This window comes from Mucilaginibacter gracilis (assembly GCF_003633615.1).
In the GTDB taxonomy this organism is placed as follows: Bacteria; Bacteroidota; Bacteroidia; order Sphingobacteriales; family Sphingobacteriaceae; genus Mucilaginibacter; species Mucilaginibacter gracilis.
In genome coordinates this window covers 3,737,660-3,758,748 of record NZ_RBKU01000001.1, presented here as the reverse complement: position 1 = coordinate 3,758,748, position 21,089 = coordinate 3,737,660, and the positions used below count along the sequence as shown (strand labels likewise).

Genomic DNA, 21,089 nt, shown 5'->3' with positions numbered 1-21,089 from the left:
GGACGCATTAATGCAGTTCCATTTTAAGGAAACGCGCCCCTGGGAATTGAGTGATGATGATTGGATTGAGAATATCAGGCGGTTAGAGTGGCTGGCCGAAAAGGGCATATTAGGTGTTAAGGAAAAGAAATGAAGTTTAAAATTGATTTATTACCGCGCTATCAGGCTGCTTTTGGCGCGGTTGCTTCAAAATTTCATTTGCTGTCAAATGTAGGTATCGGCACGGTAGAGGCATCCGCTAAGAATAGGCTTTTACATCAATTTTCGATGCCCAAACAAAGCGGAAGCGCAAGCAATAAAAACCCGTTTACCGCGCCAACGCCTTACTCAACATCTAACTTTTGCTTTGCCGACCTGGCACTTAAATGCGGCGATTTTGAAATACAGTTCGGCAACTTTAATTATAGCATAACCAGTGCCGACTCGTCTGTTTTTGTGGCCCCGCCCATGATAACCACTTCCAGGGAAAAGGTTATCAATACCACAAAGCCCGACCGGGGCGAGGGTGAAGTGGTGGAGAATTTCTCCAAACGATCATACGAGATTGAACTGAAAGGCATCATCGTAGATATGGAAAACCACCTTTACCCAACCCGTCAGGTAAAGCAATTGAGGCAGTTCTTTGAAATTGATGATGTGTTTGATGTGGTATCGTGCATTTTGTTTGAGGATTTGGGCATTAAGTCGCTGTATGTTACCGACTGGACTGATTTAAGCGGCGTTGAAGGGTTTGAAGATACCCTAAGTTACAGCTTTAAGGCACGCAGCTTGCAGCCCGTAGCATTCCAGGTGTATGGCAAATAACGGCTACTACCGCATGCATTCGCGTTTGGTGCTTACTAAACATGATGGTACAATGATAGACTTTGGTACAACAACCACCGGGGCTATACAATCCATCGAGGTGAGCGAGAGCGTAAAGGAAATGGGCGACACGTGTACTATTGTGATACCCCGTAATCTTATTAACCTGCAAGGTAAAAACCTGCTTAATTTACTTACACCCGGCGATAAGGCCCAGGTGTATTTTGGGTATAACGATGATGTGCCGTTAGAGTTTACCGGCTACCTTAAAGAGATAGGCGGCACGGCACCGGTAGTGCTAAAGTTTGACGATGAATTTTACCCTTTACGTAAAAACGAGGTTAGCAAAAGCTATAAATCGGTAACCCTTAAACAGCTCTTAAACGATATAGCACCAGGTTATCAAATTCAATGCCCCGATGTTAATTTGGGTAAAACGATACTTACTAAAGTAACAAGTTACCAGGCCTTAAAGCAACTGAACGAGTGTTACGGCTTTTACAGCTTTATTAAGGATGGTGTTTTGCACACCCAATTTGCCTACGATGTGCGCGGATTTGGCGACGAGCACACTTATTACCTGTGTGATGAATTTAAAAACGGCAGGCGCATTTACCGTGCAAATACCCGCCCCGGCAGTAACAACCTTGTTTTTGAGCACAAGGATAGCACTAATGTACGGGTAGAGGCAGTTGCTAACCGGGCCGATGGCAAAAAGTTTAAATACAGTGTTGGGCCAAAGCTTGAAGATACATCGGTACATAAAATGAGTTTCCCGGTGGGTACAAGTGATGCCCAGGTAAAGCAGTTTGCCGATAAGGTTTTTAGCAGCCTGAACTTCGACGGCTATAAAGGTTCAATTACCGGGTACGGAATACCCAGGACAAAGGCGGGGGATAGTTTAAACATTATTGATTTTGACTATCTGGAACGTGACGGTAAATACCTGATTGAAAAAGTTGTGAAGAAATACGACGAAAACGGCATATCACGCGATAACACCATCAGTTTTAAAATATAATGGCGGCTATAGAAGATCTTTTATTAAAGCTTTTACAAAAGCATGTATCACGCTTACCCGCCCAGGTTACAACCGGCACGGTTACCGAGGTAGATACCGATAGCTATACCTGCACTGTTGAAAGGGTTGACAGGCCCGAACTGTTTAACGTGCGTTTAAACGCTACGGAATTTAACGGTAATCGGATGGTAACCATACCGGCCATTGATTCGGTAGTGTTGGTTTGCATGATTGAAAACGACGAAGCCGAGGCCTATTTAATGGCCTGTAGCGAGGTTGAAAAAGTATTAATAGTGGTTGATACCACCAAATTTGAGTTAAACACAAGCGGCACATTAATAAGCAAGGGCGATGAAACCCTGAATAGGATTTTAAATGAGATGGTAGACCAGATGCTTAAAATTTATGCCCCTAAAGATGTGCCAGGCATAACAGCATTAAAGCAGCGCATTAATAATTTATTGCTATGAGTTTAGATAAAGACAGGTTGAAAAGCGATTTAACGGCCTTACTGGATAAAACCGAAACCAGTACCGGCAATGAGAATGATAGCAAAGAACAGTATGTAAACGACCTTGCAGATAGTATAGAGCGGTATGTAAAAGGAGCGCAAATTAAATATATAAACGGCCTTACTGCCGGGTCGAACGCCGTAGTGGGCACCTTTAACGGTAGCCTGCAATGAGGGATTACCTGTGTACAAATACCGGCGACCTGCTGATTACAAACGGCGACTTTGCCAAAGGCCGGTCTGAGCAAAAGCATGTGAGGCTTTTGATGATGGCCCGGCCCGGATCATTAAGGCTTTACGGCCTTTCGGGCGTTGGCGCAATTGATTATAAAAACGCATCGTTCGCCAAAATGGCGGCTTTGCGAAACAAGATAGTACTACAGTTAGAGCTTGCGGGGTTCAAATCTCCGCAGGTAACTATTAACCCCGATAAAACGATAGATTTTGATGTTTAAAGCACGGTACACCCTTTTATTAGTTTTAACCTTTGCCCTGGCTGCATGCCGCACGGTTAAAAAAACAGAATCGAAAACAAGCGATACGCTTAATTCTGATTCTACAAAAACGGCGTTTAAGCGCAGTTTAAGCGATGTTAATTCCACTAACACCAATGCCGAAATAACAACCGTAGAATTTGAATACCCGGCCATTACCCCGGAGCAAAAAGCGCAGGGCCAAACCGAGCCAAAGCCCAGGGTAAAAAAGGTTACTAAGGCAATTTACAACAAGGCACAGGCCCAGGTTAAAACCGATGACATTAATACGGCCAATACCAATGTAAAAAAGCGGGAAGTTAAAAAGGTTGAAAATATTAAGGTTGAAAAGAAAGGCGGTTTTCCCTTTTGGATACTTATACCCATACTGGTTGGGGGTGGCATTTTCCTTTACTTCCGTTACGGCAACCTGTTTGCCCTGGCTAAAAAGTTGTTTACTAAATGAAGCAAATTACAACCGAAAGCGGCCAAAGCATTATTGATATAGCGATGCAGGAATACGGCACGCCCGAAGCCCTGGTAACTATATGCGCTGATAATGCGCTTGAATACGATGCCGACCTGATGCCGGGCCAAAGCCTGAACATCCGCGAGCCGGGCGTTGATGTGATACCCTATCGTAACGATCAGATCGTGGCGCAATACGCTAACACGGTTATCAATACCCATACAAGCAGCATACCGGTAACGCCGCCAAGCAATGTTTTGCCATGCTTTTACGGCCCAGGTGCAGCGGGTTTAAATGGTGCGGGAATTTTACAGCTTGCGGTTGTTTATAAAGATAAAAAGGCGGCTACGTTAACATATACCGCCGATATGCAAAGGCTGTACTACGTGTACCCGGCAGATCAGGGCGCACTTACCCACATTTACGAACCGGGCGGTTACGACATTGTCAGTTCGTTTACCGCCGAAACAGTAAACTTAACTATTGACGGCGTAGCGGTGGCTTACATTGTGCGCTGCCTTGAACGCGATACCTATTTAACCACAGCGGATAATTTTATTTTGAATTTTATTTAATGAGTGCAGTAACCGTAGCCGGATTTGACAACCGCTCTAACGAGCCATTGGATGCAAAATACATTGTAACCGACTTGGCCGCGTTAAGCACTTTGCGCTTTTACCATCAGGGGATGGTACGTTGGGTACAAGCCGAAAATTGGTTTTATGTATTATCAAACGACCTGATTACCTGGAAGCAGCTACCAAAAGGCAAGGGTGTGCAAAAATGGGTGGCCGGTAGTTATAACGAATTTGATTTGGTGCTGTACAATGGTAAAATTTACGAAAGCCAAATTAATAACAATAATGTTTTACCGGACACCGATGCGGATAAGTGGGTAATTATTACCGGCGATGCCATAACTATAGATGAGGTAAATTCCGTTGTAGCCGATGCCGTTAACAACCTGCTCACTGCACTTGCTAACGAAGCAACTAACCGGGTTAACGGTGATGCCGCGTTGCAGAGCAATATAAATGCGGAAGTAACTACAAGAAGTGCCGCCGATGCTACGCTACAGGCCAATATTGACAGCAATACCACTGCAATAGCTACCGAGGCAACCAACCGGGCTAACGGCGATGCCACGTTGCAAACCAATATAAATGCAGAGGCCACTACAAGACTTGCCGCCGATACCGTACTACAGACCAATATTGATAATAATGCCACTGCAATAGCTTCGGAGGTAACTAACCGAACTAATGCAATTGCTGACGAAGCAACTAACCGCGTTAACGGTGATGCTGCCTTACAAACACAACTAAGCGCGTTAAGCTCCGCGCTCATACCGCACCCAACCTACACCACGCCAACGGCTGTTTTGAGTTCAACTCAAAGTACGTCCGGGTTGGAAGTGGGCCAAACGGTCAACATCCCGTTAACGGTTGCCTTTAATCAAAATGACGGCGGCGCACAGGGCGCAATGAGCGTTAAAAAAGACGGCACACAAATAGCAACCGCTTCGCCTTATACCGATTCGGCGGTGGTGATGGCTTTAACGGCTAAAGTTTATCAGGCAAACGTAGCCTACGCGCAAGGGCCTATTAAAAATAACATCATCGGCGTGCCTGATGCTACGGGGCGCATTGCGGCCAGCAGCGTAAATAGTAACTCGTTAAGTTACCAGGGATATTACAAAATATTTTACGATGCGGTGGCCGCGTTCCCAACTAACAGCGCAACGGCGAGGGCGTTAACCAATTCAAGATTTAGCAATTCGGGCAATACGTTCACGCTCAACACGGGCACGGTGCAAACAAAATTCTGTTTGATACTTCCACCGGGTAAAACATTGGTTAGCGTGATCGATCAGGATGCTTTGAATTTGGACATCACTTCGCAATACGTTGCAAGTTCTATAACTGTAAATGATGCTGCCGGTAATTCGGTTACAACTTATACCATTTACGCAATGAGCCAGTCAATCCCTTATACAGCTTCGCACCGTCACAATATAACTATCGCATAATCATGTCAGCAAACTTAGAAATAGGCGGCGCGGTAAAGCGCACACAAAAAGGGCCTGCCGATTGGTACTATAGCGGTGGCGATAACGAAGCATGGGCAAATTTGGCAGCCGCTATAGCCGGGGTTCCCGCTTCAATCAGGCCGGGCAAAACGGTTGGTGTATATGTAGCCGGGGCCATTGTTGAATACTGGTGGCCTACCACAGCCGTGGGCGATTCCGACCTGGTTATTAAAGTACCGCCGATAGTTACCGATGCAACGCCAACCAGTGCAAGTACTAACCCGGTGCAATCGGGTGGCGTGTACACAGCTTTGGCAAGTAAACAAGCCTCATTAGGCTTTACAGCAGAAAACACAGCCAATAAAAATGCAGCAAACGGGTACGCTGGATTAGACGGAACAGGCAAGGTTCCGAGCGCACAGCTACCGAGCTATGTTGACGATGTTTTAGAGTATGCCAACTATGCCGCCTTACCCGGAACGGGCGAAACGGGCAAAATTTACGTAACCATTGATACCAACTTTGAATACAGGTGGAGCGGCTCCGCTTACATTCGGCTGGTAGCTTCGCCGGGCACTACGGATGCGCTGACCGAGGGCACTACAAACTTGTATTTTACAACCGGGCGGGTACTGGGAACATTATTAACAGGTTTGAGTTTAGCAACGGCAACGCCAGCAGTGGCGACTGATAGTGTGTTAACCGCCATTGGTAAGTTACAGGCCCAGGCAACGGCAAATTTGAACAATAAGGATGCAAGTAACGGATATGCCGGGCTAACTGGTTTTAAAATCAATTTTAAAAATACTGCAAATACCTTTACAAGCTTTTTTACAAACGCTAATACCGCCGCGCACACCTACACCTTTCCCGATAAGGACATGACAGTTGCCGCCGTTGGCGACTGCTTTACAAAAACGGAAACCAATAATGCTAACCTGTATTTAGATTCTACCAACGGTCGGGTTGGGTTAGCTACTTCCGCGCCAACGCATACCTTAACGTTAGGCTCGGCAGCTACTGGTTTAGCTTATTATAACACAGCAGATCAGACAACCAACTATGAACGTTTTAGAACTTACTGGAATAGCAATACATTCACTTTAACTACTGAAAAAGGTGGAACAGGTACTGATAGAGGGTTTTCTTTATCTGGAAATGCTACTTCAACAATAGGTGTAAACGGTAGGACTTTAACTATTACCGGAATAGGTATAAATCAAACAGGCGGCTTTGCTTTTAATTCGTTAACAACTGCAAATGGCGCTTCGAACATTTCTTCTATAGGAGCTTTTACAAGTAGTGCTTTAAATAATCAGGGAGTCGCTATTTTGGATAGCTATACACTATCTGGCACCGCTGGTTATAGGGCATTGTGGGTTTCGCCTTACGAGGTTTCGGTTGGTAGTGGTAATAGATTCTTGATAGACTTAGGCTTAAATACCGCAGCAAATGGAGCCGGAACGCATACTTCAAAGTTCTCGGTTAACTATTCGGGCGATACTCTAATAGGAGGACAATTAGCAGTACCAGGTGGACCTATTCAAACTGCAACTAATTTTACGGCTGGTAATTTTTATTCTGTAGGCTTTAATGCTGCCAGCTTACCGAACACACAAAGTACGTGGTTATTCGGGGGTGCAAGTTCAGTGCAAGTGCGCGTTAACATAGGTGGAACAACAATAGGCACTTTAACAGCAGCAAATAACTATACCAATGCTTTAATAGCAAATACAGGCTATAACACAGCAGCTACCGGAACGCATGCCTTTGCAAATAGCTTAACTGTGCTGCCTGTAACGTTGGGTACAAACAATGGTGCATCTGTAACTAATACGGCTTCGGTATACATTGAGGGTGCAGGAACCGGGGGCACTAATAATTACGCCTTGTATTCCAAAGCAGGGGCTAACTACTTTGGCGGCAACTCGCTGTTTGGTACTGCTACCGATAACCTGACTGATAAGGTACAGGTAAGCGGCAATTTAAACCTAATTACAGCAGGCAATAAAATAAAAATAGCTACGGGTACCAATGCATCAATAGGCACGGCCACGCTGGTTAGCGGTACGGTAACCATCAATACAACTGCTGCCGCAACTTCAAGCATCATCTTACTAACCAGGGCAACGGCAGGCGGTACAACAGGTACTTTATCCTATACCATTGTAAACGGTACATCATTTACAATTAACTCATCAAGCAGTGCAGATACATCAACAATAGCATACGTAATTATCAATTAAACAAAATGGCAAAATTCAATTTTAAAAATCAGTTGCTTGACATGGAAGGCAACGTTACCGAGGTTCAACTTAATAAATTATTAGCTGGAATGCTGATGCAGTCAAACAGTAAATCACCCGTAAAGCTGTTTGATATGGCTTTAACCTTAATGTCAGACGGTGAACTGGAACTTGACACAACCGATAAGGCTTTGCTGCAAGAAACCATTAAGGATTCGGAATTATTAACCGTGCTTGCCAAAGGCAGGCTATTGCAAGTGCTGGCATGATAAAAACACTTTCAATAGAGCCCAAAGAAATAAAGCACCCCATTACGCAAGCCGTACAGGGCACGGCCATAGCCGTTGATTTAACAATTCAATACTTCGTAGGCGAACAAACGGCAAAAGGCTATTACGAATTTAAAGACGAAAACGATTCTGCTATTGAGTATGGCCGTGGCAATATGGACATACCAACAACTGATTGGGCCGACGATGATACCCTGATGTTTAGCCGCTTTGCGGCGTTGTTGGGGGTTGTTGTTGTAACGATTTAATAATTTAATATGAACCTGGAAACATACACACTAACAACTATTATTTCAATAGTATGCTCATTTGGGTTTGGTTCGGTGGTAACCATGCTTGCATCGAGGCGAAAAAATAACGCGGAAACGCGTTTGGCAAATGCCGAAACCAAACTAAAGGAAATTGAAACTTACAGTAAAATGGTTGGCGATTTCCGCAACCAGTTGGAGTTTCAAGCCGGGATATTAAAGAACCAGGCCGAGCAAATTACATTGCTCCAGGCTAAGGAACAGCAGTATTTACAGATCATCGCAAACCATCAGGTAACCGAGCGCGAATTACGCAAGGTAATTGAACAGATGAAAGGGCAAATAAAGACTTTACAAAAACAGTACAATGAACAAAATTAACATATACCTATCTCAAACCAGGTTTGCTATAGGGTGCTTTGCAAATAAGCACAGAGAGTATTTATCCATTTTGGTAGCCTTGCTATTACTGCTTATCACGCCTACCGTATTACGCGGCTTTGACCCCTCGGCGGCTCCGCTTGATCCCGGCGTGCTAAGTGCTATTGTAATGGCAGTGGTTGCCGTTATGGTATTTAAGTCGGTAACCTGGTGGCTCATCAAATCAATATGGCCGGTGTTTGCCGACTACAGTAAAAACCATTTTGAACGGAATTTTAAAACCCTAACCCCTTTACAAAAATGCGCAATCTATTTAAGTTTTTACTCGTTCCTTATGGCCTGCTTCTTTGTAGCCCTGGTTGCACTGCTTTAGCCCAAACACGTGAAAAGGTAGCGGCTGCTTATACCTCGCAAATTGGTGTACGCGAAGCTACCGGCCACAACGATGGTGTAATGGTTGAAACCTATTTACATTATTGCGGCCTCGGAAAGGGAGAGCCCTGGTGCGCATCTTTCGTGTGTTGGACTTTCGGCCAGGCCTCGGTAAGCAACCCGCGTTCGGGGTATTGCCCTAATCTGTTTACACCTGGGCACGTGATCTATAAACGCTCCATTCACAAACCGCAAAAAGTACCTGAGCAGGGCGATGTTTGGGGTTTGTACTTTCCCGATAAAAGGCGGGTTGCACATGTGGGATTTGTTGACCAATGGGGCTCTAAATATGTGATAACAGTTGAGGGTAATACCAATGAAGCCGGAAGCCGTGAGGGTGACGGCGTTTACCGAAAGCGCAGGCCCATAAGTTCAATTTATGTGGTTGCAAAATATATAAAATAAATGGCGAGGGCACTAAGTGATATAATTGCGGTAATACGCGGGACAAGGGCAACCAAGCCGGAGCTTGCCGATTTGGACGGGCCGCTTTCCGCTTCCGACTATGCCGTGTGGGAAGAATCTATCGGCTATAGCCAATGGTTGTTTGAAAACAAGGTTGATGCCCTAAAGGCCGAAATACAGACCATTGTAGATAGCAACGTGTTTGGCACCGACGAATGGTGGCACGAAAAGATTTTGGAGTTTCAGTATGACCCGGCTAACCCGCAGGTAATTGAAGAAATTGCCTTTGTTGCCCGGTACGCTGTAATAGATGTAACGTTGCGTATCATCACACGCGCATCGGTGCGCACTATCAATGTAGACAATCGCCGCCAGGTGTCCGTTAAGGTAGCAAAGTTAAGCGGTTCGGCACTCGGGCCGCTTAATGATGCCGAGTTGGCGGCATTTACCGATTACACTTTAAAGCTAAGGGGTACGGGTATTTCAATGGAAATAGTTTCCTTGTTTCCCGACCGCTTAAAGTTGGTTGCCGATGTTTATTACTCCGGCTTATACGGTGCTGATCTTGTCCGTACCAATGTTATAGCCGCAATTGAAGCCTATTGCTTGTACATCTCTCAAACCAAACTCGACGGCCAGGTGAAGTTATTAAACCTGGTTGATTTTGTGCAAGCCGTACCGGGCGTTTCTGATTTTGTAATTAACGCAGCTTATGGCCGCGACCAGGCAACGGCTGTTGGCAGTGCAACCTTGTTCAATCGTATCTATCCAACGGCAGCCGGTTACATTATACCCGAAGATACGGCGGGTAGCACATTAGCCGATACCTTAAATATGATTGCCAATGTATAGTTTAAACTTTACCAGGATCATCCGCTCGTACCTGGCTACCTGGTTGGCACCGGTGCGGTTAGCCTGGCTAACTGCACTCGTGTCGCCATTAGAGCAAACAAGGGATGATGTTTTTATCACGTTTCGTAACGAGGCGATAGAAAAGGCGCGGTACAACTGCCAAACTATCATTTTGCAATCTATACTAAACAAGGTGTTCAACACCGGTAATAAAACCGACATCTATATAAAAAATTCGGATGAGTTTACCGAGCACACCAATTTGTTTAACGAAGCCGAGGGATACCCGGCCATATACCTGTACAATGAGGGCGAGGGTAGGCCGATATACTTGTTTAATGAATCTGAATTTGAACAGGTATATGATTTTGTGGTGTACGTGCCAACCGCAATTTATAATGCATCGTTAGATGTGTTAAAAGCCTGGATTGATAAGTACAAGTTTTCCGGCATCAATTATAATATTATAGCATACTAAATGAAAAAATTAGTTACCCCTGCAATTCCAAACGGCGGGTTGCCGTTATACGCAGCCGAAATGATAGGCTGTTTTCAAACCGAAATATACAGGGCTATTTTAGCCCCCTACCTACAATACGGCGAACCATTGATTATTAACGGTTGTATTGTTGGCGATACCGAGGGCGGTGTTTGTACCATAACGGCAGGTATGGCCCTGATAGATGGTGATTTAATTGATGTACCGGCTTATAACGGCGCGTGGCCCGTTTACCTGCACCAGGATGCGCCAACATACGTTCAAAAACCATATAAAGATCAAACCCCGCGAAACGTAACGGTAGAAAAAAAATGTACCTGGCTACCAACCGTGCCACCGGTAACCGGTGAATACATTTTGTTCGACCCATACACAAGCCAGTACCTGCGTGATGTTAAACGCCGGTACGAAACGGCGATATACCAGTTAGTACCTTTTGCCGATTACCCGGATGCAACCAGGTTTGATGTAAACGGCGTTGGCAAATGGGAGTGGAAGGGTTTTGCCGTACCGAACGGATGGGGAGGATTAACGTTTAACCTATCGGGTAAGGCGTTTGTACAGTTCGATCCCGCCGATGCAGACCTTGCACTTAGAAACACGCACGGTTCAAAAACAAATACCATTACCCAGGCTAATTTACCGAACATTAATTTACCGATTGATATATATGAAAATGGTACCGGGAATGGTGATGGTAAACACATAGCGGCAAGCGATAATGAAAATATGCATGAAGGAACAGCCAGTATACCGCTTGGGGGTTCAGGCACCGCGCTCAACAACATGCAACAATCATATATGGGTACTTTTTTACAGCGGTATGCTGTTTAAGTAGCGTTTAAAGAACGCCCCGGCTCCTTCCTGTAATTTCTCACTAAAACAAAAAAGCATGCACAAAGTACACGTGCCGAGGCGTAAGCCAACGGATGTATATTTTGTGCATTCTGTTTTAGTGAGATTACAAAGATAAGAAATGGAAGAGTTAAGAATAATAAAAAAGACAAGCAGTTTAGGTGACCTGGTTATTAAGCCAGTCGAAAAGAAGTTAGCAAAGGAAATGATAGTTAAAAACCACTATTCGCATAAATGGAATGATTCGGGTTTTGGTATATATAACTTTGGCATTTTCAAACTGGACGAACCCGATAGATGTATAGGCGTTGCCGTTTACGGCCTGATGAAGAACCCTAAAGCTAAAATATTTGAACATCCCAGGGATAACGCCTGGATGTGTGAGTTAAACAGGATGTGGATTGCAGACGAATTAGGTATGAATGCCGAAACTGTTTTAATAGGCGCATCGATCAAGCTGTTAAAGCGCATTGATAGCAATATTGTAGCTATACAAAGCTTTGCCGATGGTCGGTTAGGGTGTGGTACAATATATAAAGCGGCAAATTTTAAGTATTATGGGTATCATTATACCAAGTTTTTAGAGAACAAACGCACTGGCGAGGTGATACATGAACAATTGTTTACCAATAGCACAAACACATCGGGCTATATGCGTAACAATCTATCTTATTTAATTGGGGACTTTACTACCTACCAGGTAAAAACATATAGGTACATTTACCCGCTATGTAAGCATTTTAAGTTTAACTTAAAGAAAGAACAACCGTTCCCGGAGTATGAAAAGTCATCAACAAAAGTACAGTGGGAGCGCAACACAACGCTAATAAAAGAGCGACTAATAAACATGATTTACACCATGAAATAGCATAAAGTAAAAGATATTATGAGCCTTTATTTACCTTAAATATACAACGAAAAAACCGAATAATCAAAGCAATTATTCGGTTTTTATGCATTTAAAATAGCATTTAAACAGGTTTAAAATTTATACGATTTAAAATTTATTTTTGTACGATTGGATTCGCCGATTATAATAAAATTATCCGCCCATTGCAATTAATAGACTTTTATAATTTAAGATACTTGACTGAGCAAAGAAAGGGTTTAAGCCACCTTTCTGCTTAAACCGGGCTCGGTTAACGCTTTGCTACCAATTTCGTAATCATTCATCAGTTCGCTTTCGGTAATCAACACACCAAAATCCTGATACATTACGCCATTATCAACCGGATAGGCCATATAGCCCCTTTTATCAGCCTGGTATGCGGCAAGGGTAAATATTTCTTCGGGGTATTGTTTTGCACGGATATGGGCACCTTCTACCAATTGGTAGGCATCAAGTATGGTTTCAAATTTGTTGTTTTTCATAGTAATTACGGTATAGCAATTACTTTGCCATTAAGCAAACCACTCAAATAAATCGGTCTGTTTAAGGTTGCTTTTTTCGTTACCGGATATGTCGCGCATCATCTTTCCGTCACCCATTTGTATAATGCGGTTGCCGTAGGTAAAGGCATCTTTAAGGTTATGGGTAATGAGGATGGATGTGAGGTTAAAATCATGGATAAGTTTATCGGCAGTTTTCATCACCACATCTGCCGAACGGGGGTCCAAAGCGGCAGTTGGCTCGTCAAGCAGCAGTATTTCGCATTTATCCATTACGCTCATTAGCAGCGTTAAAGCCTGCCGCTGCCCGCCCGAAAGCGTACCCATTGGCTGGTGTACCTTATTTTCGAGGCCCATACCCAACGTGGCTATACGCTCTTTAACCAACTGAATAAAATTATTGTCTACACCTATTGTTAAACCCTTTTTTGTGGTTCGGAGGGCCGCCAATCTAAAATTATCCAATATACTTAAATCGGGAGCGGTGCCGCTTAACGGGTTTTGGAAAACACGGGCTATCCATTGGCTGCGTTTATAATCGGGCAGGTTTGTAACATCTTTACCGGCAATATTAATTTTACCTTGTGTGGGCAGGGTACTGCCTGTTATCATATTCAACAGTGTAGATTTTCCTGAACCATTCGATCCTATTATGACAACAAACTCGCCTTTTGCAATGTTCAGGTCAATCCCATTAAGGGCATTAACCTGGTTAGGCTTGCCGCTATTAAATGTTTTATGTACTTGCTGCAGGTTTATCATTGTTGCTTAATCAAATTTAACCGTGGTAAACTTACTATCAACAATACAAAAACAGCGGTAACCAGTTTAAGCAGGTTGGCATCAATACCAATGGTTAGGGTTAGCGCCAATACCATCTGGAAAATAACGGCACCCAAAAGCACCACAGCCAAACTTAACCATACCGATGTAATAGCAAACCAGTTGATAAGCGTTTCGCCGATAATTACCGAGCCCAGGCCAACTACTACTATCCCTATACCCATATTGATGTCGGCATAGCCCTGAAACTGGGTAATTAGATAGCCGCTTACCGCGGTTAATGCATTGGCAATTGCAAGGCCGGTTATCTTCATCCTATCGGTGTTAACACCCAAAGCCTTTATCATCGATTCGCTATTACCTGTGGCGCGCATGGCTATGCCAAAATCGGTTTTTAGCAAGTAGCCTATAATAAAGGCTATCAAAACCACAAAAACTGCTATTAAAAACAAAGAGTTTTGGTTAGGATTGGCTAAAAGCTTCACCAGATCAAACAAGGTTGGCACATTTAACGGTAAGTTGGAACGCCCCATAATAATGAGGTTTACCGAGTATAAAGCCGTCATTACCAAAATACCCGCCAGCAAGGCGTTAATTTTAAGTTTAGTATGTATTAAACCCGTTAAGGCTCCGGCAATGCCACCTGCAACCATAACGGCGGGCAATATTAAGCCGGCTTGTAAGTGGTGGTTTAGCAAAACTGCTGTTACAACACCACCCAGGGCATAACTACCATCGGTAGTAATATCGGGGATGTTAAATATTTTCATCGAGATGTAAATACCCAAGGCAATGCCCGAAAAGCAAAGCCCTTGTATAAGCGCGGTTAAAAAAAAATCCATTACTTAACCACCTCAAATGATGCCGGGATGGCAATATGATACTTTTTTGCCGATGTTGGGTTGTAAACCCGCTTGCGCACTTTAACCATTTCGGGTTTCAAGCCATCGGTTTTATGGGTTTTTAAATATTGGGCAGCCTGCTCCCCGGCCTGGTATCCCCATTGGTAAATATCGGCACCAAAAGCGGCAACTGCGCCGCGCTCCACTAAACCGGCTTCGCTGGTAAAAATAGGGACTTGCTTTTGATCGCAACTTTTTACAATGGTTTCAAAAGACGAAAAAACCGTGTTATCCGGGTTGGCAAAAAAAGCATCGATATTTTTACCCAATAACGATTGTGTAACCAGCTGAGCATCTGCCGAAGCATTTACCGGCAAAGCCACAAGGCTCACGTTCAGTTTATCGGCCAAAGCCTTAATGCGGTTCATGGCATCAACAGATTGCGGTTCTGATTGATTATAGATCATCCCGACTACCAATTTCCCACTTTTAGGTTTAACCAGTTGGGTTATAATAGTAAAAGAGGTATCAATATAAGCCAGGTCCTCTTCCACTCCAAAGCGGTTAGCGGGGCTTTTGCCGGTCGCGTCGTCAACCTTCATTAAGGCAGCCGTGGGTGCTACCATTTGGAAAACCGGGATAGTTTTGGTTTTTTGCAAAGCGGCAATAGTTGATAGCGTGGTGCAGGTAGCCAGCAAATCAACCTTTTCACTGATGAAATAATTCACTATTTGTCCTAAAACAGGTTGTGATAGCTGTGCGTTCCTGAAAATAATTTTTACATTTTTCTGATCTTCGCTAAAGCCATTATTCTTCAAAGCATCAACAAAACCGGTGCGTGCCTTGGCTAAAGTGGCATCTTCAAGGGCATCAACAAAACCAATAGTGGGCACATCGCTTTTTTTTGAACTGCAAGCGGTTAATAATAAACTAATTAAAGTAAGTAGTAGTAAAACCTTTTTCTTCATTAGGCTAATTTAAACATTTTAGTGCATAGGCAAATTTATATATGGGCATTAGTTTGATACTGGTTAACTTTTTTGGTTATTTTTACGAGTATGATACGTATAGCTTCAAAACTGCCGCAAGTAGGTACAACTATATTTACCACCATGTCTGCCCTGGCGGCAGAGGTTGGGGCCATTAATTTATCGCAGGGCTTTCCTGATTATGATTGTCCGCCCCAACTGGTTGAACTGATTTATAAAGCCATGAAAGATGGCTATAACCAATATGCACCCATGCCGGGCCTAATGAGTCTGCGCGAACAGATAGCCATTAAAATTGAGAAGCTATACAGCGTTAACTACAACCCCGATACCGAGGTAACCGTAACCGCCGGAGCCACACAAGCTATTTTTACGGCCATAGCGGCAATTATACACCCTAACGACGAGGTAATTGTTTTTGAACCTGCTTACGATAGTTACGCGCCCGCTATTAAGGTAATGGGCGGCATTGTTAAATCGCTTGAGTTGGCACCGCCAGATTACCGTATCCCCTGGGATATGGTGCGGAAGTTGCTTACCGCGCGTACAAAAATGATTATTTTAAATTCGCCACATAACCCTACCGCTACCATATTACAAAAAAGCGATATTGACGAACTCACCATTATTGTAAAAGATCAGGATATTGTAATTTTGAGCGACGAGGTTTACGAACACCTGATATTTGATGGCCAAACCCACCACAGTATGGTTAAGTATGAAGAGTTACGGAAGCGTAGCTTCATCGTATCGTCGTTTGGTAAGCTGTTTCATAGTACCGGTTGGAAAATTGGCTATTGCGTTGCTCCCGAACAGCTAATGCGCGAATTTAGAAAGGTACACCAGTTTTTAGTGTTTAGCGTTAACTCGCCCACGCAACACGCCATTGCCGAATATTTAAAGGACGAAAATACTTATAATGGCCTCGCCGGTTTCTTTCAGCAAAAGCGCGATCACTTTCGCAACGCCATGGCGCAAACCAGGTTTGAGTTGCTGCCTTGTGCGGGCTCCTACTTTCAATCGGTGCGGTACGACAGGATAAGCGACGAAAAGGATGTTGATATTGCACTGCGTATAACCAGGGAGTTTGGCGTGGCCTCTATACCCACTTCGGGTTTTTATACCCGCAATACCGATCACCGTGTTTTAAGGTTTTGTTTCGCCAAAAGGCAAGAAACGCTGGACAATGCCGTTAATAAATTAATGAAAATTTAATTATGACTTGCTGATACACCTATTGGCCCTAAAAAAATTAAATGGATAATTTAAAGATCACCGTTTTCCAGGCATATTTATTCTGGGAAAATATTGATAAAAACCTTCAAAATATAACGCTCCGCTTAACCAGCATCCGCGAAAAAACCGATCTGATTATTTTGCCCGAGATGTTTAACACGGGTTTTAGCATGAATGTGGATACCCTTGCCGAACCCATGAACGGCAAAACAATGCAATGGATGCACACCACGGCAAAAAAATATGATTGCGTTGTTACAGGCAGCCTGATTATAGCAGAAAACGGTCAATCTTATAACCGCCTGATTTGGATGCTGCCCGACGGCACTTTTAAACATTACGATAAGCGCCATTTATTTGCCCTGGGCAAAGAGCACCAAACTTATACCGCCGGAACAGAACACCTGATAGTTGAACTGAAGGGCTGGAAGATATGCCCCGTAATTTGCTACGATTTGCGTTTCCCGGTATGGTTGCGTAATAAGGATGCCGCTTATGACTTGTTGCTGATTGTAGCCAACTGGCCCGAAAAACGCGCCCTGCACTGGCGAACCCTCATCCCCGCAAGGGCGGTTGAAAACCAGTGTTTTGTTATAGGAGTAAACCGGGTTGGGCACGATGGTAACGAGGTTTACCATTCGGGCGATTCAACTTGTATTGGCCCTAACGGCGATGTGGTTTATTATAAACGCGACGAAGAGGATGTTTACACCTTCACCATTCATCCCGAAGAACTGATTAAAATAAGGCGCGCCCTCCCCTTTTTAAAGGATGCCGACGATTTTACAATAGCATTGTAAGAAATTGTGTCACTGATAAGAAAAACTCTGTCATTACGAGATACGAAGCAACCGCACGAAGGCATATTCGCCCTGAATAGCTGCTCGGCTTATGTGCGGTTGCCACGCTTTCGCTCGCAATGACACAATGGAGCCACAACATTTCCATAACCGGGTTTATGATAGAAAATAGACAAAAGCCGGCCTTTGTGGTTTCCAATAGTTTTAATTTCCAATTAAAACCCTGTAATGTATTTGTTTATATGGTTTAAAGAGCGCATTATTGCTAACCATAAATTTTGCCCATTATAATCACAAGTCATAATTATCGTTATCACTCCATATGAAATACAAGTACTTTTGCTTTTTATTGATAGTATTAACCTTACAGGCAACGGCCCAAAAGAAAAAACCTATTGACCATACCATGCTTGTTAACCCATTTATTGGCACAGGCGGGCACGGGCATACTTATCCCGGCGCAACCGTTCCTTTCGGGATGGTGCAGTTAAGTCCCGATACCAGGCTTGAGGGCTGGGATGGATGTTCGGGCTATCATTACAGCGATACTACAGTTTATGGTTTTTCGCACACGCATTTAAGTGGCACCGGCATAGCCGATTACTGCGACATTTTATTTATGCCCACCACCGGCGACCCTAAATTGCTCAACACACAATACAGCTCAGGCTTTAAAAAGAAGAACGAACAGGCCTCGCCGGGATGGTACCACACCAAACTGGATAAGTACAATATTGATGTAGAATTAACCGCCACCAGGCGCGTTGGGGTTCATAAATATATTTACCCCGGCGATAAGCAGTGCAACATTATTATTGATTTAAAACACCGCGACGAGGTAATAGATGCGTGGATAGAGGTTGTTAACGACCATGAGATACGGGGTTTGCGTCGTTCAAAATCATGGGCCGACGACCAGTATGTGTATTTTTATGCCAAATTTTCTAAACCGTTTAAAACCTATGGTATTGCCTTAAACGATAAAATACAAACCGGGCAAAGCAAGGTGCAGGGTACTAATTTAAAAATGTACATCCAGTTTGATAATCCCGGCGAAGTGGTATCAAAGGTAGGTATATCATCAGTAAGTACCGAAGGCGCCCTAAAAAACCTGGACACAGAGGTTGCCGATTTTGATTTTAAAAGGGTACAAAAAGCCGCAAAAAACGATTGGCTAAACGAGCTGGCCAAAATTGATGTGGAAGGCGGCGCAACTGCCCAAATACAAATACCTCAACCAAACGGCAATCAAAGCTACGGCGGTAACAACCCTTACGGCTCGCCAAAGCCCAAAATACCTTTTGTTGACTACGCCAAAAAAAAGCAAACTATATTTTATACCGCGCTATACCACACCCTATGTGCCCCAAATGTTTACAGCGATGTTGACGGCCAGTACCGTGGCTTAGATAAAAAAATACACAAAGCCGAGGGCTTTGATTATTACACCGTTTTCTCGCTCTGGGACACTTATAGGGCCCAGCACCCCTTGCAAACCATTATTAACCGCAAACGCACGCTCGATTTTATCAAGAGCTTTTTAGCCATGTATGATGAAGGCGGCCTGCTGCCCATTTGGCCTTTAGCATCAAGCGAAACTTATTGTATGGTGGGCAACCACTCCATACCCGTAATTGTTGATGCTTACGCTAAAGGAATTAGAGATTTTGACGCCGAAAAAGCTTTAACCGCCATGAAGGCCGTCGTTAACCGCAACCAGTTTGGGTTAGACTCGTACCGTAAAAACGGCGCGGTGCTGGCTGCCGATGAGGAAGAATCGGTATCCAAAACATTGGAATACGCTATTGATGATTGGTGTATTGCCCAAATGGCTAAAATGATGAATAAGCCGCAGGATTATGCCGAATACATTAAACGCGGCCAGTACTGGAAAAACGTTTTCGATAACCAAAGCAACTTTATGCGCGCGCGCAGCAACGGCGGCTGGTTTATTCCGTTTTTGCCAACCGATGTTAATAATAATTACACCGAAGGTAACTCGTGGCAATATTCGTTTTTAGTGCCGCAGGATGTGCAGGGCCTGATTGACCACATGGGTGGAAAGGAAACCTTTGAAGCCAAACTGGAAGAACTTTTTACCACCAGCGACAAATTAACAGGGCGCGAACAATCGGACATAACGGGCCTCATTGGCCAGTATGCCCACGGTAACGAGCCGAGCCACCACATGGCTTACCTGTTTAACTTTACCGATAACTCTTATAAAACCCAGTTATACGTTAGCCGGATAATGCGCGAGCAATATAAAGATGAACCCGATGGCTTAGCAGGAAACGAAGATTGCGGGCAAATGTCGGCCTGGTATGTAATGAGTGCCCTGGGCTTTTATACCATAGCACCCGGCCAGCAGGACTACCAAATTGGTTTACCCTTATTTGATAAAGCTGTTATCAATTTAGAAAACGGCAAAAAATTCACCATAACGGGCACAGGCAACACAGCATCAAGTTTTTACCTGCAAGGGATGACGCTTAACAAAAACCCTTACGAAAAACTATTTTTAACCTATAACGATATTGCCAACGGCGGCGATTGGGAAGTGTTTTCGGGCAAGTTGCCTAACAAATTGTTTATGCAGGATTTAGAGAAGCCGGTATCTAAAATTACCGATAATTTAATTGTAGCCAACCCATACATCATATACCCATCAACCAACATACAAAACAGCCTCGATGTATCATTTGGTTGTGCCGATGCCAACGTGCGCATATACTATACGCTGGATGGCTCCGCTCCTACCAGTAACTCCACATTATTTACCAAGCCAGTTACGCTTACCAATACAACAACTGTAAAATGCATTGCCATTAAAGATGATAAGCAAAGCTTTATAGCCGAAGGCACGTTTACCAAAATACGCGGCGATGTAAAAGTTGTTTCGCTTAGTAAATATCACCCATTATACAATGGCGGAGGCACTAATGCTTTGATAGATGGCTTTCATGGCACCACAAAATGGCGTATGGGCAACTGGCAGGCTTTCCAGGGAAACGACCTGGAGGTAGTGTTGGACCTCGGCCAGAGCCGCGTGGTTAAAAAACTAGGGCTTAATACTTTACAGGATAGCCGCGCCTGGATAGTTTTCCCAAAAAGTGTTGAATTTATGACCTCGGATGATGGAAAAAATTTCAAATCGGCAGGATCAGTTATCAGCAAAATAGCTATTAAGGATACGGCGGTGCAAACGCAGTTCTACGGCATCGATCTCGGCCTTAAAACCCGCTATCTTAAAATTATAGCACACCAGTACGGCCCCCTGCCCGATTGGCACGAAAGCAAGGGCAAACCAAGCTATATTTTTGCCGACGAAATTGTGTTGGAGTAATGCCCTTTAGGGATAATGTAAAATTGGTTGTCTTAAAAGGAAAACCTATTTAAGTAAACAGCATAAAGCCCGGTTAAAAATCTCTGTGGCTCTCTTTGCAAAACCTCGGTGCTCTTTGTGGTTAATTTTACCACAGAGAGCCCGGAGAGAAAAGCACAAAGGGCACCAAGTACTGCCGCCTTATTTACG

Annotated in this window: 26 protein-coding genes; 22 read left to right on the top strand and 4 right to left on the bottom strand. The window is 43.9% G+C overall.

The annotated features are described in order from the left end of the window. The first annotated feature begins 10 nt into the window (after positions 1-10). The 19 genes from BDD43_RS30820 to BDD43_RS16430 all read left to right on the top strand — a co-directional run bounded on the left by BDD43_RS30820 (position 11) and on the right by BDD43_RS16430 (position 12,383). A complete protein-coding gene (locus tag BDD43_RS30820; RefSeq protein WP_262707416.1) occupies positions 11-133 on the top strand; it encodes a hypothetical protein in 123 nt (40 codons plus the stop codon). Continuing rightward, on the top strand, positions 130-804 hold the full coding sequence (locus BDD43_RS16515) for a DUF6046 domain-containing protein (RefSeq protein ID WP_121198712.1): 675 nt from the start codon (positions 130-132) through the stop codon (positions 802-804). Before BDD43_RS30820 ends, BDD43_RS16515 begins: the two co-directional genes overlap by 4 nt. Continuing rightward, the gene (locus tag BDD43_RS16510) at positions 794-1,825 is read left to right on the top strand and encodes a hypothetical protein (protein WP_121198711.1); all 1,032 of its coding nucleotides are present in this window, start codon (positions 794-796) and stop codon (positions 1,823-1,825) included. The genes BDD43_RS16515 and BDD43_RS16510 overlap by 11 nt, the downstream gene beginning before the upstream one ends. Further along, positions 1,825-2,295: a hypothetical protein gene (locus tag BDD43_RS16505; protein WP_121198710.1), complete on the top strand. Its 471-nt coding sequence runs from the start codon at positions 1,825-1,827 to the stop codon at positions 2,293-2,295. The genes BDD43_RS16510 and BDD43_RS16505 overlap by 1 nt, the downstream gene beginning before the upstream one ends. After that, complete coding sequence (locus BDD43_RS16500; RefSeq protein ID WP_121198709.1) at positions 2,292-2,510, top strand: hypothetical protein; 219 nt, start codon at positions 2,292-2,294, stop codon at positions 2,508-2,510. The genes BDD43_RS16505 and BDD43_RS16500 overlap by 4 nt, the downstream gene beginning before the upstream one ends. Next, a complete protein-coding gene (locus tag BDD43_RS16495; RefSeq protein ID WP_121198708.1) occupies positions 2,507-2,791 on the top strand; it encodes a hypothetical protein in 285 nt (94 codons plus the stop codon). The genes BDD43_RS16500 and BDD43_RS16495 overlap by 4 nt, the downstream gene beginning before the upstream one ends. Further along, on the top strand, positions 2,784-3,275 hold the full coding sequence (locus BDD43_RS16490; RefSeq protein ID WP_121198707.1) for a hypothetical protein: 492 nt from the start codon (positions 2,784-2,786) through the stop codon (positions 3,273-3,275). The genes BDD43_RS16495 and BDD43_RS16490 overlap by 8 nt, the downstream gene beginning before the upstream one ends. Next, the gene (locus BDD43_RS16485) at positions 3,272-3,853 is read left to right on the top strand and encodes a hypothetical protein (RefSeq protein WP_121198706.1); all 582 of its coding nucleotides are present in this window, start codon (positions 3,272-3,274) and stop codon (positions 3,851-3,853) included. Before BDD43_RS16490 ends, BDD43_RS16485 begins: the two co-directional genes overlap by 4 nt. Next, positions 3,853-5,307: a hypothetical protein gene (locus BDD43_RS16480; protein ID WP_121198705.1), complete on the top strand. Its 1,455-nt coding sequence runs from the start codon at positions 3,853-3,855 to the stop codon at positions 5,305-5,307. Before BDD43_RS16485 ends, BDD43_RS16480 begins: the two co-directional genes overlap by 1 nt. 2 nt (positions 5,308-5,309) lie before the next feature. Next, on the top strand, positions 5,310-7,553 hold the full coding sequence (locus BDD43_RS16475) for a beta strand repeat-containing protein (protein ID WP_121198704.1): 2,244 nt from the start codon (positions 5,310-5,312) through the stop codon (positions 7,551-7,553). Positions 7,554-7,558: 5 nt separating this feature from the next. Next, the gene (locus BDD43_RS16470; RefSeq protein WP_121198703.1) at positions 7,559-7,822 is read left to right on the top strand and encodes a hypothetical protein; all 264 of its coding nucleotides are present in this window, start codon (positions 7,559-7,561) and stop codon (positions 7,820-7,822) included. Next, positions 7,819-8,091 carry a hypothetical protein gene (locus BDD43_RS16465; protein ID WP_121198702.1) on the top strand — a complete coding sequence of 91 codons (273 nt, stop codon included), beginning with the start codon at positions 7,819-7,821 and terminating at the stop codon, positions 8,089-8,091. The genes BDD43_RS16470 and BDD43_RS16465 overlap by 4 nt, the downstream gene beginning before the upstream one ends. A 9-nt stretch (positions 8,092-8,100) precedes the next feature. Beyond that, the gene (locus BDD43_RS16460; protein ID WP_121198701.1) at positions 8,101-8,472 is read left to right on the top strand and encodes a hypothetical protein; all 372 of its coding nucleotides are present in this window, start codon (positions 8,101-8,103) and stop codon (positions 8,470-8,472) included. Further along, on the top strand, positions 8,459-8,845 hold the full coding sequence (locus BDD43_RS30105) for a hypothetical protein (RefSeq protein ID WP_121198700.1): 387 nt from the start codon (positions 8,459-8,461) through the stop codon (positions 8,843-8,845). The genes BDD43_RS16460 and BDD43_RS30105 overlap by 14 nt, the downstream gene beginning before the upstream one ends. After that, a complete protein-coding gene (locus tag BDD43_RS16450; protein ID WP_121198699.1) occupies positions 8,773-9,309 on the top strand; it encodes a CHAP domain-containing protein in 537 nt (178 codons plus the stop codon). Before BDD43_RS30105 ends, BDD43_RS16450 begins: the two co-directional genes overlap by 73 nt. Continuing rightward, positions 9,310-10,161, top strand: coding sequence for a hypothetical protein (locus tag BDD43_RS16445; RefSeq protein WP_121198698.1), 852 nt, complete (start codon positions 9,310-9,312; stop codon positions 10,159-10,161). After that, positions 10,154-10,639, top strand: a complete 486-nt coding sequence (locus BDD43_RS16440) for a hypothetical protein (protein WP_121198697.1) — start codon at positions 10,154-10,156, stop codon at positions 10,637-10,639. Before BDD43_RS16445 ends, BDD43_RS16440 begins: the two co-directional genes overlap by 8 nt. Then, positions 10,640-11,494, top strand: coding sequence for a hypothetical protein (locus BDD43_RS16435; RefSeq protein WP_121198696.1), 855 nt, complete (start codon positions 10,640-10,642; stop codon positions 11,492-11,494). It abuts the gene before it with no gap. Between the two features lie 142 nt (positions 11,495-11,636). Next, positions 11,637-12,383 (top strand): Mom family adenine methylcarbamoylation protein, encoded by a 747-nt coding sequence (locus BDD43_RS16430; RefSeq protein WP_121198695.1) that lies wholly within the window; start codon positions 11,637-11,639, stop codon positions 12,381-12,383. A 239-nt stretch (positions 12,384-12,622) separates the two neighbouring features. Here the strand turns inward: BDD43_RS16430 and BDD43_RS16425 are convergent, their stop codons facing one another. From BDD43_RS16425 to BDD43_RS16410, 4 genes are read right to left on the bottom strand one after another with little or no spacing between them, the layout of a single operon-like run. Further along, on the bottom strand, positions 12,623-12,886 hold the full coding sequence (locus tag BDD43_RS16425; protein ID WP_121198694.1) for a hypothetical protein: 264 nt from the start codon (positions 12,884-12,886) through the stop codon (positions 12,623-12,625). 30 nt (positions 12,887-12,916) lie between these two features. Beyond that, on the bottom strand, positions 12,917-13,666 hold the full coding sequence (locus BDD43_RS16420; RefSeq protein WP_121198693.1) for an ABC transporter ATP-binding protein: 750 nt from the start codon (positions 13,664-13,666) through the stop codon (positions 12,917-12,919). Beyond that, on the bottom strand, positions 13,663-14,529 hold the full coding sequence (locus BDD43_RS16415; protein WP_121198692.1) for an ABC transporter permease: 867 nt from the start codon (positions 14,527-14,529) through the stop codon (positions 13,663-13,665). The genes BDD43_RS16420 and BDD43_RS16415 overlap by 4 nt, the downstream gene beginning before the upstream one ends. Further along, positions 14,529-15,497: an ABC transporter substrate-binding protein gene (locus BDD43_RS16410; protein ID WP_121198691.1), complete on the bottom strand. Its 969-nt coding sequence runs from the start codon at positions 15,495-15,497 to the stop codon at positions 14,529-14,531. The genes BDD43_RS16415 and BDD43_RS16410 overlap by 1 nt, the downstream gene beginning before the upstream one ends. Before the next feature lie 90 nt (positions 15,498-15,587). Here BDD43_RS16410 and BDD43_RS16405 point away from each other — a divergent pair, with 90 nt between their 5' ends. From BDD43_RS16405 to BDD43_RS16395, 3 genes are all read left to right on the top strand, one after another. After that, complete coding sequence (locus BDD43_RS16405) at positions 15,588-16,733, top strand: methionine aminotransferase (RefSeq protein ID WP_121198690.1); 1,146 nt, start codon at positions 15,588-15,590, stop codon at positions 16,731-16,733. A 41-nt stretch (positions 16,734-16,774) separates the two neighbouring features. Further along, on the top strand, positions 16,775-17,554 hold the full coding sequence (locus BDD43_RS16400) for an amidohydrolase (RefSeq protein ID WP_121198689.1): 780 nt from the start codon (positions 16,775-16,777) through the stop codon (positions 17,552-17,554). 322 nt (positions 17,555-17,876) lie between these two features. Then, a complete protein-coding gene (locus BDD43_RS16395) occupies positions 17,877-20,900 on the top strand; it encodes a GH92 family glycosyl hydrolase (protein WP_121198688.1) in 3,024 nt (1,007 codons plus the stop codon). The last annotated feature ends 189 nt before the right edge of the window (positions 20,901-21,089 follow it).

Coding starts and splice junctions, on each gene's coding strand:
- BDD43_RS16430 (WP_121198695.1), top strand. CDS start 11,637: ATGGAAGAGTTAAGAATAATAAAAAAGACAAGCAGTTTAGGTGACCTG.
- BDD43_RS16505 (WP_121198710.1), top strand. CDS start 1,825: ATGGCGGCTATAGAAGATCTTTTATTAAAGCTTTTACAAAAGCATGTA.
- BDD43_RS30820 (WP_262707416.1), top strand. CDS start 11: ATGCAGTTCCATTTTAAGGAAACGCGCCCCTGGGAATTGAGTGATGAT.
- BDD43_RS16460 (WP_121198701.1), top strand. CDS start 8,101: ATGAACCTGGAAACATACACACTAACAACTATTATTTCAATAGTATGC.
- BDD43_RS16410 (WP_121198691.1), bottom strand. CDS start 15,497: ATGAAGAAAAAGGTTTTACTACTACTTACTTTAATTAGTTTATTATTA.
- BDD43_RS16400 (WP_121198689.1), top strand. CDS start 16,775: ATGGATAATTTAAAGATCACCGTTTTCCAGGCATATTTATTCTGGGAA.
- BDD43_RS16405 (WP_121198690.1), top strand. CDS start 15,588: ATGATACGTATAGCTTCAAAACTGCCGCAAGTAGGTACAACTATATTT.
- BDD43_RS16485 (WP_121198706.1), top strand. CDS start 3,272: ATGAAGCAAATTACAACCGAAAGCGGCCAAAGCATTATTGATATAGCG.
- BDD43_RS16440 (WP_121198697.1), top strand. CDS start 10,154: ATGTATAGTTTAAACTTTACCAGGATCATCCGCTCGTACCTGGCTACC.
- BDD43_RS16475 (WP_121198704.1), top strand. CDS start 5,310: ATGTCAGCAAACTTAGAAATAGGCGGCGCGGTAAAGCGCACACAAAAA.
- BDD43_RS16515 (WP_121198712.1), top strand. CDS start 130: ATGAAGTTTAAAATTGATTTATTACCGCGCTATCAGGCTGCTTTTGGC.
- BDD43_RS16450 (WP_121198699.1), top strand. CDS start 8,773: ATGCGCAATCTATTTAAGTTTTTACTCGTTCCTTATGGCCTGCTTCTT.
- BDD43_RS16420 (WP_121198693.1), bottom strand. CDS start 13,666: ATGATAAACCTGCAGCAAGTACATAAAACATTTAATAGCGGCAAGCCT.
- BDD43_RS16480 (WP_121198705.1), top strand. CDS start 3,853: ATGAGTGCAGTAACCGTAGCCGGATTTGACAACCGCTCTAACGAGCCA.
- BDD43_RS16500 (WP_121198709.1), top strand. CDS start 2,292: ATGAGTTTAGATAAAGACAGGTTGAAAAGCGATTTAACGGCCTTACTG.
- BDD43_RS16395 (WP_121198688.1), top strand. CDS start 17,877: ATGAAATACAAGTACTTTTGCTTTTTATTGATAGTATTAACCTTACAG.
- BDD43_RS16470 (WP_121198703.1), top strand. CDS start 7,559: ATGGCAAAATTCAATTTTAAAAATCAGTTGCTTGACATGGAAGGCAAC.
- BDD43_RS16465 (WP_121198702.1), top strand. CDS start 7,819: ATGATAAAAACACTTTCAATAGAGCCCAAAGAAATAAAGCACCCCATT.
- BDD43_RS16510 (WP_121198711.1), top strand. CDS start 794: ATGGCAAATAACGGCTACTACCGCATGCATTCGCGTTTGGTGCTTACT.
- BDD43_RS16435 (WP_121198696.1), top strand. CDS start 10,640: ATGAAAAAATTAGTTACCCCTGCAATTCCAAACGGCGGGTTGCCGTTA.
- BDD43_RS16425 (WP_121198694.1), bottom strand. CDS start 12,886: ATGAAAAACAACAAATTTGAAACCATACTTGATGCCTACCAATTGGTA.
- BDD43_RS16415 (WP_121198692.1), bottom strand. CDS start 14,529: ATGGATTTTTTTTTAACCGCGCTTATACAAGGGCTTTGCTTTTCGGGC.
- BDD43_RS16495 (WP_121198708.1), top strand. CDS start 2,507: ATGAGGGATTACCTGTGTACAAATACCGGCGACCTGCTGATTACAAAC.
- BDD43_RS16445 (WP_121198698.1), top strand. CDS start 9,310: ATGGCGAGGGCACTAAGTGATATAATTGCGGTAATACGCGGGACAAGG.
- BDD43_RS16490 (WP_121198707.1), top strand. CDS start 2,784: ATGTTTAAAGCACGGTACACCCTTTTATTAGTTTTAACCTTTGCCCTG.
- BDD43_RS30105 (WP_121198700.1), top strand. CDS start 8,459: ATGAACAAAATTAACATATACCTATCTCAAACCAGGTTTGCTATAGGG.